Raw genomic sequence first — 15,457 nt, 5'->3', positions numbered from 1 at the left:
ACACAAAATTGACTCATGTTTCGTTACATTTGCGCTGTATTCCTGAAACACTTTAGCGCTACACTATGTAAAGTATTCGCTATAAAAGTAGATTTAGCCATGAAATGGATGAAAATTGCATTACCTATTGGTGTCTTACTAGTAGGCTATTTAGGTATGAAAGGAATCGAAGCTTCTGCTTCCGACAGCGCTATAACAGAGGAAGTTGATACTCGCCCTAACGTCACTATTGAAGCGTTATCGCCAGAGGATGTGCGCGTACAACTCACTTCCTACGGCGAAATCATGCCCCTTGAAACCACAAACCTTGCTGCGCAAGTATCTGGGGAGGTTGAGAGTTGGAACCCGAAATTTGTAAGCGGCGGTCTAATACGACGTGGTGAAGTCCTTTTTGAAATAGAAGCTGATGCATATGAAGCTGCACTTCTATTGGCAGAAGCAAACTTAGCTAGTGCACAAGCTCAGTTGATTCAAGAAGAAGCGCAAGCAGATGTGGCTGCAAAGGAAGCGAAAACGATGCCTAATGCGCGGGTTACCGATTTGTACCTTCGCAAGCCACAAGTAATGAGCGCAAAGGCAGCGCTTAAATCTGCAGAAGCCCAACTAAAAATAGCAAAGCGCGATTTAAATAACTGTAAAGTAAAAGCCCCATACGATGCCCTTATTGTCTCAAGAGACATCAGCACAGGTGACTATGTGACTCAGGGTTCACCTGTCGCTATTCTTAATAATATAGAGTATGCCGAAGTCACTTTCCCTATTGCCGGGTTCGACCGCGTTTTTCTTTCAGATAGTACAATAGGAAGTGAAATTGCCATCGAAGTCGATGACATTCAGGGCGCTACGGTAAAAGGCATCATCCACCGAGATACCGGCGTTGTAGACAACACCACGCGCATGAGTTATTTCGTGGCACGCATTGAAGACCCCTATGCAATTAACTCATCTAAACCTATCGTTAAATTTGGTTCGTACAGTACGATAGCTTTTGAAGGTAAAACGTTAAGTGACGTATACCGTGTACCACAGGAATTGGTAACCAATCGCCTGCTGTGGACCCTTGACGATGAAGACCGATTGAAATCTCATAAGGTTGAGGTTGTCCGTGAAGAAAATGGCGACTTCCTCATTCAGGGTGACTTCAATGCAAAAAAGGTAGTAATGAGTTTGCCTGAATACCCGCAAAACGGGATGCCTGTGAAGGTTATTGAGACCACAGCTGAAATCGTGACAGCACAAGCTAATTAAGGAGCTGTCATGGAAAATCATAACGATACGCAAAGCGGCATTATTTCTTGGTTTGCAAGAAACTCAGTAGCAGCCAACCTTTTGATGTTCTTCATTATTGTCATGGGTATAGCCAGCTACTTTACTATTCAGCGTCAGATGTTTCCTAACATCGAGATTAACTACATTACCGTTGAAGCCAACTACCCTGGCGCTTCTCCACAAGAAATTGAAGAAAGTATCTTCATCAAAGTAGAAGAAGCGGTGAAAGACATCACTGAAATCAAGCGTACTGTATCTAGAGCATTTCGTGGTGGCGGCGCAGTCACCTTAGAAATTGATACTAAAGCTGAACTGACTGACGTTTTAGACAAGGTCAAACTTCGCGTAGACAGCATTGCAACCTTTCCAGCTGGCATGGAGCCAGTAAACGTTTCGCAAGTAGAGTTCCAGCAGCAAGTTATTGAAATGCCCATTGTTGGCGACTTACCGCTGTCCGAGCTTAAAGTGCTGGCAAAAGAAGTCGAAGATGAACTACTTCAACTTGGCTCTATATCTTTGGTGGAAGCCAATACACCCGATGATGAAATTGCTATCGAAATAAAGCCCGATACGCTAAGAAAGTACGGCTTAACTATTGCCGATGTGACGCAGGCTATTAATAGTTATTCAGCGAATATCTCTGCAGGCCAGCTAAGAACTAATTCAGGGATAGTCTCGGTTCGCGTTGAAAATCAATACTACAGCGGTGACGAGTTCAAACAAATCCCCATTAAAATTGGCTCAGGTGGCGCTAAAGTTACCCTAGGTGATGTTGCCTATATTAATGACGGGTTTGTCGAAGGCGAACGCTACTTTAAGTACAACGGCATGAACGCCATTTATATTGCCGTAAAAGCTACTAAAACCCAAAACACTATTCCTGTAGCTGAGACTGTAAAAGCCTATATCGACCAGAGAAATGAGACCCTTCCTCAGGGCGTCAGCCTAGAAGTTTTAGTAGATATGACCTACTACCTTAACGCGCGTTTAGACATGATGCTGTCAAACCTTGTTCAAGGGTCTGTACTCGTCGCGTTTATGCTCACCCTTTTCTTGCGCTTTCGTTTGGCGCTATGGGTTATGGTCGGCCTACCGGTGTGTTTCTTAGGTGCAATGATGCTTATGCCAGTTTTCGGCGTAAGTATTAATATTCTTTCGCTCTTTGCGTTCATCATGGTGCTGGGCATTGTGGTTGACGACGCCATTGTTATTGGGGAAAGTGCTTACACCGAAATTGAAAGCAAGGGCGGCGGCGTAGATAACGTGGTTCGCGGCGCTAAACGCGTGGCTACCCCAGCTACCTTTGGCGTGTTAACTACGATTGCGGTATTTGCTCCATTTACACTAAGCAGCGGCCCTGAAGGTGCATTTTTCTATAACATCGCTGTAGTAGTTATTTTGTGTTTGGTATTTAGTTTAATTGAGTCAAAACTCATCTTGCCCGCGCATTTAGCTCACACAAAATTCTCACCTGTAAGACAAGATAGCTGGCGTGCACGCTTTAACAGAGGCTTCTTTGCATTCGTGAATGGTCCATACAAGCGTACAGTTACAAAAGCGATTGAGTGGCGCTGGGCAGTACTTATGATGTTCGTGGCTATGCTAATGTTGAGCATGGGCCTGATTGGCGCGAACTATGTGCGCATGGTGCCAAACCCTAAAGTGCCACACGACTTCCCTAGCGTAAAAATAGAGATGAATGAAAACGTCTCTGATCTTGCAACCATCAATGCACTTAAAATTGTTGAGCAAACCATTCTAGATGTTGAAGAACAAATCATTGATGAGTTTAGGCAAGGTATGATTCGCGATCGGCTCGCCTTTAACGAAGACAGCAATGAAGGGCGCATTCTTACGCCACTGGTTAATGAAGAAGACCGCCCTATCGACACTTTCGAGCTTGCTCGACGCTGGCGCGAAGCCATTCCCGAAATTTCCGGAATGAAGTCGTTTACTGTGGTTGATGATGTAAACGGTGATGGTGACGACGGTGAATTCGGATATCTACTATTTGGCCCAGACATTAACACCTTAAACGCGGCTGGCCTTAAGTTCATTGAAATGCTGCAGCAGCAAGAAGGCTTGTTTGATGTAAGTTCAACTATCGACCCACCAAGCAAAGAAGTACAAATGACCTTGCTACCGGTTGCCTACGATTTAGGACTTACTCTTTCTAATATCGCCTCGCAGGTTGGTGCAGGCTTTTACGGTGGAGAAGCACAGCGAGTTATTCGCAACGGTGAAGAAGTTAGGGTTATGGTTCGCTACCCTGAACTTACCCGCGAACGCTTTGCTGACTTGAAGTACTCTTTAATCAAAACCCCTAACGGCCAAGAAGTGATGCTTGGTGATGTGGTTGCATTAGAAGAGAAGCCAGGTATTAGCTACATTCGCCGAGAAGGTGGTTACCGCAGTGTTTATATCTGGGGCAACATTGATGAAGAAAAAGTTGAACCTAATGAGGTCGTTACTGAAATTCAAGACAAGCTACTCCCTCAGCTTAAAGAGTCGTTCCCATCGGTCATGACTGAGCTTGGCGGTGATATTGAAGAGCAGCAGGCGCAACAAAACGAGCAAATACTCTTCTTCTTAGCGGCCATGATCATGGTGTATATCCTTCTTGCTGTTCCGCTAAAAAGTTATGGGCAACCGCTTATCATTATGTCGGTTATTCCATTTAGCTTTACAGGTGCAGTGTTCGGCCACTTTGTACTAGGCCTAGACCTATCTATGATGTCTAACTTTGGCCTTATTGCAGCAGCTGGGGTTGTTATCAACGACTCGCTGGTTATGACGGATTTTGTGAATCAGCGCCGTGCACAAGGCTACAGTATAAAAGAAGCTGTAACTGAGGCCGGTACCGCGCGCTTTAGGGCAATTACGTTAACCTCAATCACGACGTTTGTGGGCGTATTGCCAATTATGTTTGAAACCAGCCTACAGGCGGCGTTTGTGGTACCTATGGCGGCTGCGCTTGGCTTTGCAGTGCTTTATGCTACTTTGGTAACACTCATACTAGTACCTTGTTTGTACTTGATACTGCTAGATTTGCGTGGTCCTTTCTCGTTCATAAAAAGAAAAGTATTACGTAGAAAGTCTAGTAGCGAAGTCGAAAGTAATAGCGCGAATCAAGCGCATACACCTCAGCCTGCTGGCCCACTTGACTAGCAGTTAACTAACAACCGACTAGTAGATGCTTCACTATATAGCCGTTCACTAGTTAGTGTTAGAAACGCACTCAACTTTTAAAAATGAGCCTTCGAGGCTCATTTTTTTTCAAGCCTATTGAAAGGAAAACACTATGAACAATGCAATTTCAATAAGACCAGCAACGCCTAGCGATATTTCACAAATTCGCCAGTTCATCTTGGAACTAGCCATTTATGAGAAAGCTGAGCATGAAGTAGAGGCCTCTGAAGAGGCGCTTCTAAAAACACTATTTGGCGAAGGTGCTACCGCCCACTGTGTTATTTGCGAGAATAACGATGCCCCTATTGGCTTTGCCGTTTACTTCTTTAACTACTCAACGTGGCAGGGGCGTAACGGGCTTTATCTTGAAGACCTTTATGTTTCGCCGAAATCTCGAGGCTTAGGTGCGGGTAAAGCGCTGCTGCAACATTTAGCAAAAACAGCGGTAGAAAACGACTGCGGCCGTTTTGAGTGGAGTGTTTTAGATTGGAATAAGCCTGCTATCGATTTTTATGAGTCCCTTGGCGCTAAACCAAAGAGTGAATGGCTAGGCTATCGCATGGATGGACAGACACTTATCGACTTCGCAAAACAGGCTTAACGCGGACTTGCTGACTTGCTGACTTGCTGACTTGCTGACTTGCTGACTTGCTGACTTGCTGACTTAGTCAGTATGAAGGTACAACAGTATTAGCTGCAAATACGTTTATAACACCAAGGGCGCTTGGAACAACTTTTCTGCAAAATAAAAAAGCCATTCGCTTTCACGAATGGCTTTTAAATTTTATGGATAATCTTTCCGTTTTACTTAGAAAGAACCAATCAAAGATAAACGCGCGTTGATTGGTGCGCCAACTGTAACCTGATGCGTAGAATGTGCATTAGGGAAGTAAAGCGTATCAGTTAAGTTTTCTACGTTTAGCTGAAGACGTGTCTTGTCGCTAAGTGTGTAGTACGCCGATGCATCAACACGGGTATAGCTTGGCAGTACAGGAGACGTAGCACTTGTCGATACCTTGCTTTCGTCTTGGTATGTTGCGCCAATGCCGAAGCCAAATACTTCATTCACTTCATAAGTTGTCCATACCGACATGGTGTTTTCAGGTAGCTCACGAAGCTCCACACCGCTTGCATTTTCGCCGTCCAGGTTGCTGTAGTTAGCAGTAACGTACCACTTGTCAGTGATATAGCCTTGAAGCTGAAGCTCAAAACCAGATACATCTGAATCAACTTCCACGAAGCTCTCTGCATCGTTAGGGTCGTTATCAAGTGACGTTTGCTCATTTTCAAAGATAGCAGCCGTAAAGCTCATACTGTCACTAAAGTCCCACTTAATACCAATTTCTTGGTTAGTGAAAGTATCTGGGTCAAGTGCGTCTGCATCACCGTTGATATTCGCATACTGCTCGCCACTGCGTGGTAGAAACGACTCGCTGTAGCTCGCATAAATTGAGATATTCTCTTGAGGCTTGTAAACAAGGCCCGCTCGCGGCGATACTTCTTCGTCTTTTCTGCTGCGCGTTTCAGCTGCTTTAACGTTAAACACCTCAATATCGAAACTATCAAAACGCGCGCCTAGTACTAGGTCGAAATTTTCTGATAGTGCAATTTCGTCTTGCACGTAGAATGAGTAAACGTCAAGGTCAACGTGCGTATCGTCGTTTACATCATTAAAAGTAGCAGTCACTGTTTCGCCAACTGAGTTAGTACCCGTTAGGCCTCTGAAACTAAGTGGGCGAGATACATTAAACGCTTCTCTATCGCCATCTGTAGAATCAAAAACAGGGTTATAACGGTCTTGATTCGACTTGGTATTAATAACCTCACCACCAAAGATAACCGTATGCTCAATGCTGCCCGTAGCGAACTCGCCTACTAAGTTTGAAGACAAGATAAGGTTTTCACGCTGCGTAGTATCTACATAACCATCAAGGGTTACTAGTTCAGTGTCGGCGTCGTATGCCGCTGCGTAAAAGTTTGAGTAAACTTTATCGTAGTCACCGTAAAAGGCGTTGAAGTTACCTTTTAGGTTGTCAGAGAAACTGTGTTCAACGTTTGCACGAAATACGTCGGCACCAAGCGTTTGGTAGTTATTTTCCGGGTCGCCAAATACGATTTCTTCAAATGCTTCTACAGGTTCGCCGTTTGCCGTTGGCACACCACGGTCAATGAAGCGTTCGTGATCGATGTATTCGTATGACACATCAACAATAGTATCGTCGCTCACTTCAAAGCGTGCCGTTGGGTTAAAGCCATAGCGGTCGCCGTAGTAGAAGTCACGATGGTTATCTAAGCTTTCGTACATAGCATTGATACGAAGCGCCGACTTGTCACCTGTATCAACGTTTGTGTCTAATTGAAGGTTGTAAGCACCAAAGGTGTTAGCAGAAACGTTATAGTTTACGAATTTTTCGCCCGTTTTCGCCTTTTTAGATACACGGTTTAAAATACCGCCAGTACCGCCTCGGCCGAATAGCAACGCATTCGGTCCACGAAGGATTTCTACCTGCTCAACGTTGTAAAGCGCACGATAGTATTGAACGTCGTCGCGATTACCATCTAGGTAGAAGTCGGCTGTTGAACGTACGCCACGAAATACCACTGCATCACGGTGACCTTCACCTTGAGAAGTATTAACACCTGGCGTGTAATCAATAATTTGACCAACGCTTGTAATACCGCGAGCCGTAATTTCTTCAGCGGTTATAATTGACAAGCTTTGCGGTACGTCGATGATAGGCGTAGGGCTCTTGATAGAGTTAGACTGGTTAACCGAAAGGTATTTACCTTCTACCGTCAGCCTTTCAATGTCTTCCATATCAGCAGCAAGTACTGCTGGGCTTAACATTATCGCAGTGGCAATACTCGTAAGTTTGAATTTCAAAATTACTCTCCAAGTGTTCTTCAAAGTGTTGTGTGTTTGTTGGCAACCAAGAACCTTATTATTCGGCAATACTTTTTTAAGTCGCTAGCATTTCCAAACCGCTTAACTTTTCATTCGTTTTGCAATTGCAAATAATAATAGTTGCTATTTGTGGTCTGGATAATATAGAAAAAATGTCAAAATGACGAGAGCAAATACATCAAAATTTAAAAACTCTTTATAAATTTTCTTAATCCTTAGTTTAAAAAAACGTCTACCAGTACACTTTTCGAACACAAGAACTAAAAATTATCGTTTTTTGTCTCAAAATGTTTAAGAAAAAGTTAATTAGGAGAAATGTTAAAAGCCCGCTTCGTGTAGTTTACGGTTCGGCATTTTTAGCTGCTATTTGAGCTTCACTACCTTCCAGTATTTAAATCTAAGAGCTGCTGCTGTGTTACAAAAATAGGTTGTCCTTCTAACGCTTATTCAAAGTTGTTTATCTAGCCAACTAAATGACTGACATAAAATCTCTCGAGCCTGATGTACTGATGACGCCATTTAAAGGGGGCGTTGAAATAATGGGATACTGCGCACGTAAAAGGATAGTGATATGACGCTTTTGAGGTACGGTCTGATTGAGTATTACGCTGTAACGGAAGTCTGTTGTACAGATATTAAAATGTGTAGGTAATAGATTGGAGACACACTCGGGTAATGTATTAAGTTCGTATTCAGAGCCCGAGCTAGTTTTACTTAGTTTAAAATAGAAACTAGCCGCTATGCCGTAGCATAACGGCTTAGGATTAGCGCGACTGTATTCTTCGCTACATTTTTTTTGTCATTACCGCTCAGGGTATCTTCAATTTTAAAAAGCTGCGGCCAAAAGCACTGACCTTTTACAAGGCTCTCAATTTCATCAACAACTCGACTTAGGTCATCAAACTCAATTTTATTATCTGCTTTCGCGGCTTTTAACCAGCGATGCAATGCTGTCTCTTGCGCTTTTAATTGAGCAACTTCGTCTTTCAGCTTGTCAGGATCATAAAAAAAGTGCCCTATTGCGACCCTTGCAATATCTAAATGTTCTTCAGTAACGGTAAATTCAATGTCTTGAAGAATTAACTCACATAGCTGTTCGGATAAATCACGAGACGAGTCGTATTCCACCGTTATACTTAGTTTAGCGTCTTCAAATTGCTTGGTAACCAAGTGCATCACCAATTCTTCTTTAGTAGAAAAATGATTATACACTGTGCGCTTTGACACGTTCGCCAATTCAGCCAGCTTATCCATACTGGTGCCGTTAACGCCAAACTCTTGGAACGCCTGTGTAGCCGCCTGAATGATGGCTTCGCGTTTTATATCACTACGCGTTCTTGTATTGCCTACCATGTTGAAAGTCTCAAAATAAATCCCCTATGCTTTGCCCGTCATTTCGCGAACTCGCTTAGTTTGCATTTTACACTGAACAGTTTACTTTTCAATGCGACCGCACTAAAATGCACTCACCAGTTTACTTTAGGTAATAACTGCTTATTCGCTCTTGTGCTGAAGCATTATTACTTAACGTTCTCATGTCTATACTTTATTCACCCTGACAATGGATTACACACACCTATGTCCATAATGCGATTTTCTCACATTCTATTTTTAAGCGTTTTATCGGTTTCAACCCTGACTGCATGTTCTCAAGAAGAGCCCGCTGAACAACAATCTAGCGCAACTCCTCGCTACGTGAAGCTTGCTACGGTAAGCAGCATTCCCGACTTTGACGAATTCACCTTCCCTGCCGTTGTTTCTGCGGTTAAGACTGTAGATTTAAGCTTTGAAGTGTCTGGTCGCCTTATTCAAACTGATTTGGTGACAGGTAGCGACATTGAGAAAGGAAAGTTACTGGCCACTATCGACCGTAAACCGTTTGAGCGTCGTGTTGAAGAGTCGAAGACACGTTTAGATCAAGCAAAACGTGAACTAGATAGAATTGAAAAGATGTTCGCACAAAAATTGCTCGCGCAAAGCGCTCTAGATACCGCTAAAACATCATACGAACTGGCGGTTATTGACCTAAAAAATGCTGAGCAGGACTTAAGCTACACACAACTTTATGCCCCTTTTGATGCCAAAGTGTCTCAACGCCTTGTTGAAAACAACAGCTTTGTTGCTGCAGGCACCCCCATTGCTCGCCTGCAAGACGTATCTAAGATTTACTTCAACATTAATGTACCCGAGCGTTTGCTCACCGCTAATATTGGCCGTGGTATCAAACAGGCAAGCGCCACGTTAGCCACCAATCGCAGTCAGTGGTATCCAGTGAATTACGTAGAGCACTCCACGCAACCCGACCCCGTTTCGCAAACCTATGAAGTGGTATTTGCTATGGAGCCTCGTGAAGAACTCCCGCTTACACCCGGCGCCCGCGCTGTGGTTAAAGTAAGTTTGCAAGGAAGCATGTATCCTGAAGGCTTTGTTGTGCCAGTAAAATCCCTTGTTGGTGACGAAAACTCAGGCTTTGCAGTTTGGGTGTATAACGACGAAACGAGTTCGGTGACAAAAACACCTGTTGACGTAAAGCATATTGAAAATGAACTAGCAATTATCGAAGGTAAAAGCCAAGGTGAAATCACTCTTGGCCAGCAAGTGGTTGCTGCTGGAGCAACACAAATGCGTGCAGACATGAAAGTGCTTCCTTACCAAGGAGAGAAGTAATTTATGGATATCGCACGCTATTCAATTGATAAGCCCGTCAACATTTGGCTAATGGTAGTCATCCTGCTTTTAGGCGGCATTTTGGCCATGAGCAAAATTGGTCGCTTAGAAGACCCTGCGTTTACCATCAAACAAGTAAAGGTATACACAAACTATCCTGGAGCCAGTGCTGAAAAAGTAGAACGTGAAGTCACTGAACGCTTGGAAATTGCCATTCAGCAAATGCCGCAGTTAAAAGAAGTGACGTCAGTTTCCTCACCGGGACTATCTGAAATTACCGTTGAAGTTAAGAGTACTTACGACAGTAACCTCTTGCCACAGATATGGGATGAATTAAGAAAGCGCCTTCGGGACACTGCCAGTTCACTGCCCACCGGCGCACAAGACCCCATAGTGTTCGACGATTTTGGCGATGTATACGGCCTGTATTACGCGCTAAGCGCGCCGGATTTTGATACACGAGAACTTCGCGAGTTTGCCCGCATTATACGCCGCGACCTGCTTACTACAGAGGGCGTAGCTAAGGTTAATGTGACAGGCGTTCAAAAAGAACAAATTGTGGCGTATATAAACCCCTACCAACTAGCAGGCTTGGGCATTTCTTTCCCTGATCTCGCCGCCCTTTTTGAAGATAACTTACGGCCTTTTAATGGTGGTCGGATTAAAGTAGACGAGAAGAATGTACGCTTAATTGTAGAGCGCGCACCAGATAGGCTTGAAGAAATCTCAAACCTTTCTGTGGTAGTGCCGGGCACTAACCGTTCACTTAGAGTTGCCGATATTGCCACATTGAAATTAGAGCCCGCAGACATACAACCTGTTCACGTGCGCTACAATGGCGAAGAAGCGTTAACGCTTTCGGTCTCAGCACTGACTGACGTAAATATTGTTGATGTAGGCGAACGTGTAAACGCAAAAGTAGAAAAGCTACTTCAAGAGCTACCTGTTGGCATTACGCTTACGCCCATATACGACCAAGCTTCAGTGGTTGATGAGTCGGTAACTGGCTTTATTAATAACCTTGTCATGTCAGTCGCCGTTGTTACTCTAACCCTGTGTTTATTCATGGGATGGCGCTCAGGTGTAGTCGTTGGCTCTGTGCTTCTTGTTACCGTACTAGGTACTATTCTTGTGATGTGGCTGATGGATATTCAGCTTCAGCGTATATCCCTTGGTGCTATGGTTATCGCCATGGGTATGCTAGTAGATAACGCTATTGTGGTTGCTGAAGGTATGATGCTTCGCATGGCCACTGGCTCAACCGCTAAAGAGTCTGCCAGCTTTATTGTTAAGCGCACACAGTGGCCGCTACTTGGCGCAACCGTTATTGGAATTGCAGCGTTTTCAGGCATAGGCCTTTCAAACGATGCCACCGGCGAGTTTCTTTACTCGTTATTTGCCGTAGTCTTAGTTTCACTAATGATCAGCTGGGTATTAGCAGTAACGTTAGTGCCTGTTCTCGGCGCTTATTTCTACCGCAAAGGTATGGGTCAGACTGCAGGCAACGAACTCTCAGCATCGCAGCGCTGGTTCAAGCGCACGTTGTTAGGCGCACTTAAACTTCGTTGGGTAACTATTGGTGCATTGTTTGTTATTACTATCGTGGCTTATGGAAGCTTTGGTATGGTAAAGCAAGGTTTCTTCCCACCATCAAATGCGCCGCTATTCTTTGTGCACTATTGGGGCCCGCAAGACAGAGACATTCGTGCAACTGAAATCATTGCAAAAGAAGCTGAATCACGCATTTTAGCAATGGAAAACGTGACGGCTGTAACTACTTTTATTGGCCAGGGTGCAGATCGCTTTACCCTTACTTATGCACCTAAAAGCGCTAACGAAAACTATGCTTTTTTCATGGTTCGGGCGAATGAACTGGATAACATCCCAGCCATTCAAGAGAAGCTTAGAAACAAGCTTACTGACTTAGATTTCGACGCCAATTTCTATATGGAACGCATGCAGTTTGGGCCCGGCTCTGGTGCAAAACTGGAAGCAAGGTTTTCTGGCCCAGATACTGAAGTGCTTCGTGAATTAGCGGAAAAAGCTAAGGCTTTGCTCTTTGCTGACGGAGAAATAAAAGACGTACGCCATAACTGGCGTGAAAAAGGCTTTGCCATCAACACGCAGTTTGATAACTACAACGCAGGTATTGCTGGCGTATCGCATAGCGACTTTAGCCAAACCATACAGTACGCAAGTAGCGGTGTTCAGCTAGGTACAGTGCAAGACGGCGACTATGCCTACAACATTGTTGCGAAAATGGGTAAAGCAGAAGATACCGAGCTTCAGTCAATACGCGAGTCGCAAGTTTGGTCTACGCAGCAGCGACAGTACGTGCCTTTCACACAGGTGTCGCAAGGCTTAGAGCTAATGACTGAAGAAATGCGTATTCACCGTCGCGACCGTGTGCGCACCATTACGGTAGAAGCCGAACCGGGTGACGATGAAACCGCGGCCAAAGCATTAGCTAGAATTCGCCCACTTATTGAAGACATTGACCTGCCATCAGGGTATTCCCTGGAATGGGGCGGCGAATTTGAAAGCTCTAGCGATGCACAAAAAGCGCTGGGCGCAGGCTTACCCGCAGGCTTTTTAGTTATGTTTATTATCTCGGTATTGCTCTTTGGTCATGCACGCCAGCCACTTATCATTTGGCTTGTGGTACCTATGGCTGTAGTGGGCGTAGTAACAGGCTTATTGGGTACTGATATGCCATTTGGATTTATGTCACTACTCGGCTTCTTAAGCTTGTTTGGAATGCTTATTAAGAATGCCATAGTGCTTATTGAAGAAATTGACCTTCAAATAGAAGAAGGGTTGGCCATTCGACAAGCGATAGTCGATGCCACAATAAGCCGTGTACGTCCTGTGTCATTGGCGGCAGTTACTACCATACTAGGTATGGCACCGCTGCTATTCGACGCCTTCTTTGCTGACATGGCTGTGACGATTATGGGCGGCTTGGCCTTCGCCACAGTGCTTACGCTTATCGCTGTGCCCGTGCTTTATAGCTTGCTGTTTAAAGTTAGCTATCGCAAAAGCTAACAAATCATCGTTGGCCTTTCTACCGAAAAGCGTTTCTTGCTCTGGTGGAAGGGCCTCTATGCCTAAAGGTTGCAGGGCATCGTTAAAATAATACAATTAACCCAAGTCAAACAAATAGTACAAAGTAGGGCTAAATAGATCAGAGCTAGCGCTTAGCCTCCACCCTACTTTGCATAAACTTCATTACATCTCGCCACGACACCATGCCAACTGGGTGCTTATCTTTATCAATGATGGGAATGCAGGAAATTTTATGCGTATTGAAAAGCTCAATGGCCGCGAATACTGAATCAGTGGGATTTAGCGTTATCACTTCACGGGTCATAATTTGATGGGCTCGTTTATCAAGCGTTGCTCGATCAAGCATACGCTCACTTAACGTGTCGACGAAAGGGCTAACCGATTTCATTAAGTCTCTGTCGGATATAATGCCCTGAAGCTTGTTATCGTGAACCACAACCAAATGATGAAACCCTGTTGCCGCAAATAGCTCTCTTAATGACTGCAAGCTATCGTCCATATGCACACTGACTACACGAGTAGACATAATTTTAGCAATGCTCATCAATACTCCTTATTCACTTAACATCTTTCACTTTAACCGCTATATCGCCGTATAAGCGGCACTACAATAATAGACGTCCCCTAAGATCAAGGCATAAGTACTACCCATAAGGATTCTCTCCCATCGCAACGGCCACGCAGAATAACCGCAAGTCTAGCTCAAGCTGATGGTAATCCGGCTCCATGTAGCAACAAAGTTTATAGAAAGCTTTGTTGTGGTCCTTTTCTTTAAAGTGCGCCAACTCGTGTACTACTAAGGCCTTTAATAAAGGCTCAGGTGCACGCAGCAAATCACTATTAATGGCTAAGTCGTGTTTGCGCGTTTTACCTTGCATACGGTAGGTATGCGTACCTAACGCATTGGTAACCATATCCCCCTGTTTCTTAAACGCGGCGCGCCCAAATGGGGGCGTATTTTTTAAGTACTGCTTTTTAAAATTCGTCGCGTACTGGTAAAGCAGCTTATCTGTAGTTATATCATGGGCTTTAGGATATTTTTTCAACAAGTAGCTTTTTAGCCGATTGTCCGAAATTAGCTGTAGGGCTTGTTCTACAATAGTTGAAGGGTAGCCATTAAAATACCGGGCATATTCATTCACGTTTAGTTCTCCTTTGCACAGAGAATTATAAAACATTTGAACTGTGTAGATAGCACTGACCTATACCAAACGACGCTTTTAAATAAAAGATACAAATAAAAAAGCCGCAGTAAAGATTACTGCGGCGAAGGGTGTGCTAAGGGAAGCACTACGGGAAGTTTGTTTACCTAAACTTGAAAGGAAAAAACTAGTCTACGGTAACGACAACTTTGCCTACTGCTTTACCGCTTGCCAAACGATCGTGAGCTTGTGCGATTTGCTCGAATGTATAGTCTTCGGCATCAATAATTGGCTTTAGTGCGCCTGCATCTACAATACTTGCCAGCTCTTTTAGAATTTCGCCATGTGCTTCACGGCCCACGTTGTGGATCATAGGCAACAACATAAACACGACGTTCAGGCTTAGCCCGCTAAAGTGTACTGGTGACAAGTCGGTTTCTAGTAAAGATAAAGTAGTCGAAACCTGACCGTTTAATTTTGCAGCAGCGAATGAGTTTTGAAGGTTATTACCGCCAACCGTATCGAAAATCACGTCAAAGCCGTTACCATCAGTGTATTTACTTACGTAGTCTTCAACTGATTCACTACGGAAATCGATGTAGGTTGCACCTAAAGATTCAATAATATCCTTTTGCTCATCAGAGCCACCTGTAGCAAATACGGTTGCCTTCATATGCTTGGCAAGTTGTACTGCTAAATGCCCTACTCCACCAGCACCGCCATGAACGAGTACTTTTTGGCCTTCACTGGTGAGTGCGCGAGTTAGCCCCTCAAACGCAGTAATACCTACAAGAGGAATGGCTGCCGCTTCTTTCATAGAAAGAGACGAAGGTTTGTGAGCAATAAGGCGAACATCGGCCAGCATTTTTTCTGCAAGTGAGCCTTGTAAATCGCCAAGACCACCGGCACAGCCGTAAACTTCATCACCTACTTTATAGTCTGTAACGCCTTCACCAACAGCTTCAACAGTGCCGGCGAAGTCCATGCCTAACACGCCAGGTAGTTGTGGAGCAAAGGGTAAGTCGGCACCCGATTGACGAATCATCATGTCGATTGTGTTAACGCTGCTTGCTGCAATACGCACAATTACGTGGCCAGCCTTTACAGAAGGCTCTGCAATATCGTTTTGAGTAAATTGTTCTGAACCGCCAAATTCGTTTATTACCATCGCTTTCATGATTAAGCTCCTTTAAAGCCTGTTGTTTGGGTACGGAACTAA

At 44.3% G+C, this 15,457-nt stretch carries 10 protein-coding genes; 5 read left to right on the top strand and 5 right to left on the bottom strand.

Annotation, left to right across the window (positions count from 1 at the left end; genetic code table 11):
* Positions 1-99: 99 nt before the first annotated feature.
* From ACXAGK_RS04575 to ACXAGK_RS04565, 3 genes are all read left to right on the top strand, one after another.
* Entirely contained in the window at positions 100-1,248 is a 1,149-nt protein-coding gene (locus ACXAGK_RS04575) for an efflux RND transporter periplasmic adaptor subunit (RefSeq protein ID WP_474854397.1), read from the top strand.
* A gap of 9 nt (positions 1,249-1,257) precedes the next feature.
* Positions 1,258-4,437, top strand: a complete 3,180-nt coding sequence (locus tag ACXAGK_RS04570; protein ID WP_474854395.1) for an efflux RND transporter permease subunit — start codon at positions 1,258-1,260, stop codon at positions 4,435-4,437.
* A 133-nt stretch (positions 4,438-4,570) separates the two neighbouring features.
* Entirely contained in the window at positions 4,571-5,059 is a 489-nt protein-coding gene (locus tag ACXAGK_RS04565) for an N-acetyltransferase family protein (protein WP_474854393.1), read from the top strand.
* Between the two features lie 207 nt (positions 5,060-5,266).
* Here the strand turns inward: ACXAGK_RS04565 and ACXAGK_RS04560 are convergent, their stop codons facing one another.
* Both ACXAGK_RS04560 and ACXAGK_RS04555 read right to left on the bottom strand, forming a co-directional pair.
* Positions 5,267-7,342, bottom strand: a complete 2,076-nt coding sequence (locus ACXAGK_RS04560) for a TonB-dependent receptor (RefSeq protein ID WP_474854391.1) — start codon at positions 7,340-7,342, stop codon at positions 5,267-5,269.
* 759 nt (positions 7,343-8,101) lie between these two features.
* The gene (locus tag ACXAGK_RS04555; protein ID WP_474835146.1) at positions 8,102-8,716 is read right to left on the bottom strand and encodes a TetR/AcrR family transcriptional regulator; all 615 of its coding nucleotides are present in this window, start codon (positions 8,714-8,716) and stop codon (positions 8,102-8,104) included.
* Between the two features lie 225 nt (positions 8,717-8,941).
* Here ACXAGK_RS04555 and ACXAGK_RS04550 point away from each other — a divergent pair, with 225 nt between their 5' ends.
* Positions 8,942-10,030 (top strand): efflux RND transporter periplasmic adaptor subunit, encoded by a 1,089-nt coding sequence (locus ACXAGK_RS04550; protein ID WP_474854389.1) that lies wholly within the window; start codon positions 8,942-8,944, stop codon positions 10,028-10,030.
* A 3-nt stretch (positions 10,031-10,033) separates the two neighbouring features.
* On the top strand, positions 10,034-13,075 hold the full coding sequence (locus tag ACXAGK_RS04545; RefSeq protein WP_474854388.1) for an efflux RND transporter permease subunit: 3,042 nt from the start codon (positions 10,034-10,036) through the stop codon (positions 13,073-13,075).
* 145 nt (positions 13,076-13,220) lie between these two features.
* On the opposite strand, the gene ACXAGK_RS04540 is transcribed toward ACXAGK_RS04545, so the two are convergent.
* The 3 genes from ACXAGK_RS04540 to ACXAGK_RS04530 form a co-directional block, all read right to left on the bottom strand.
* Positions 13,221-13,640 (bottom strand): CBS domain-containing protein, encoded by a 420-nt coding sequence (locus tag ACXAGK_RS04540; RefSeq protein ID WP_474807835.1) that lies wholly within the window; start codon positions 13,638-13,640, stop codon positions 13,221-13,223.
* A 100-nt stretch (positions 13,641-13,740) separates the two neighbouring features.
* Positions 13,741-14,238: a M48 metallopeptidase family protein gene (locus ACXAGK_RS04535; protein ID WP_474854386.1), complete on the bottom strand. Its 498-nt coding sequence runs from the start codon at positions 14,236-14,238 to the stop codon at positions 13,741-13,743.
* A 187-nt stretch (positions 14,239-14,425) separates the two neighbouring features.
* Positions 14,426-15,415, bottom strand: a complete 990-nt coding sequence (locus ACXAGK_RS04530) for a zinc-dependent alcohol dehydrogenase family protein (RefSeq protein ID WP_474854384.1) — start codon at positions 15,413-15,415, stop codon at positions 14,426-14,428.
* Positions 15,416-15,457: the final 42 nt, after the last annotated feature.

This window comes from Alteromonas sp. ABM1_013 (assembly GCF_056160505.1).
This window is presented reverse-complemented; position numbering and strand designations above follow the sequence as displayed.

What these genes read in the sequence shown, in the direction of transcription:
- ACXAGK_RS04575 (WP_474854397.1), top strand. Translation starts at nt 100, where the DNA reads ATGAAATGGATGAAAATTGCATTACCTATTGGTGTCTTACTAGTAGGC.
- ACXAGK_RS04565 (WP_474854393.1), top strand. Translation starts at nt 4,571, where the DNA reads ATGAACAATGCAATTTCAATAAGACCAGCAACGCCTAGCGATATTTCA.
- ACXAGK_RS04545 (WP_474854388.1), top strand. Translation starts at nt 10,034, where the DNA reads ATGGATATCGCACGCTATTCAATTGATAAGCCCGTCAACATTTGGCTA.
- ACXAGK_RS04555 (WP_474835146.1), bottom strand. Translation starts at nt 8,716, where the DNA reads ATGGTAGGCAATACAAGAACGCGTAGTGATATAAAACGCGAAGCCATC.
- ACXAGK_RS04570 (WP_474854395.1), top strand. Translation starts at nt 1,258, where the DNA reads ATGGAAAATCATAACGATACGCAAAGCGGCATTATTTCTTGGTTTGCA.
- ACXAGK_RS04530 (WP_474854384.1), bottom strand. Translation starts at nt 15,415, where the DNA reads ATGAAAGCGATGGTAATAAACGAATTTGGCGGTTCAGAACAATTTACT.
- ACXAGK_RS04550 (WP_474854389.1), top strand. Translation starts at nt 8,942, where the DNA reads ATGTCCATAATGCGATTTTCTCACATTCTATTTTTAAGCGTTTTATCG.
- ACXAGK_RS04540 (WP_474807835.1), bottom strand. Translation starts at nt 13,640, where the DNA reads ATGAGCATTGCTAAAATTATGTCTACTCGTGTAGTCAGTGTGCATATG.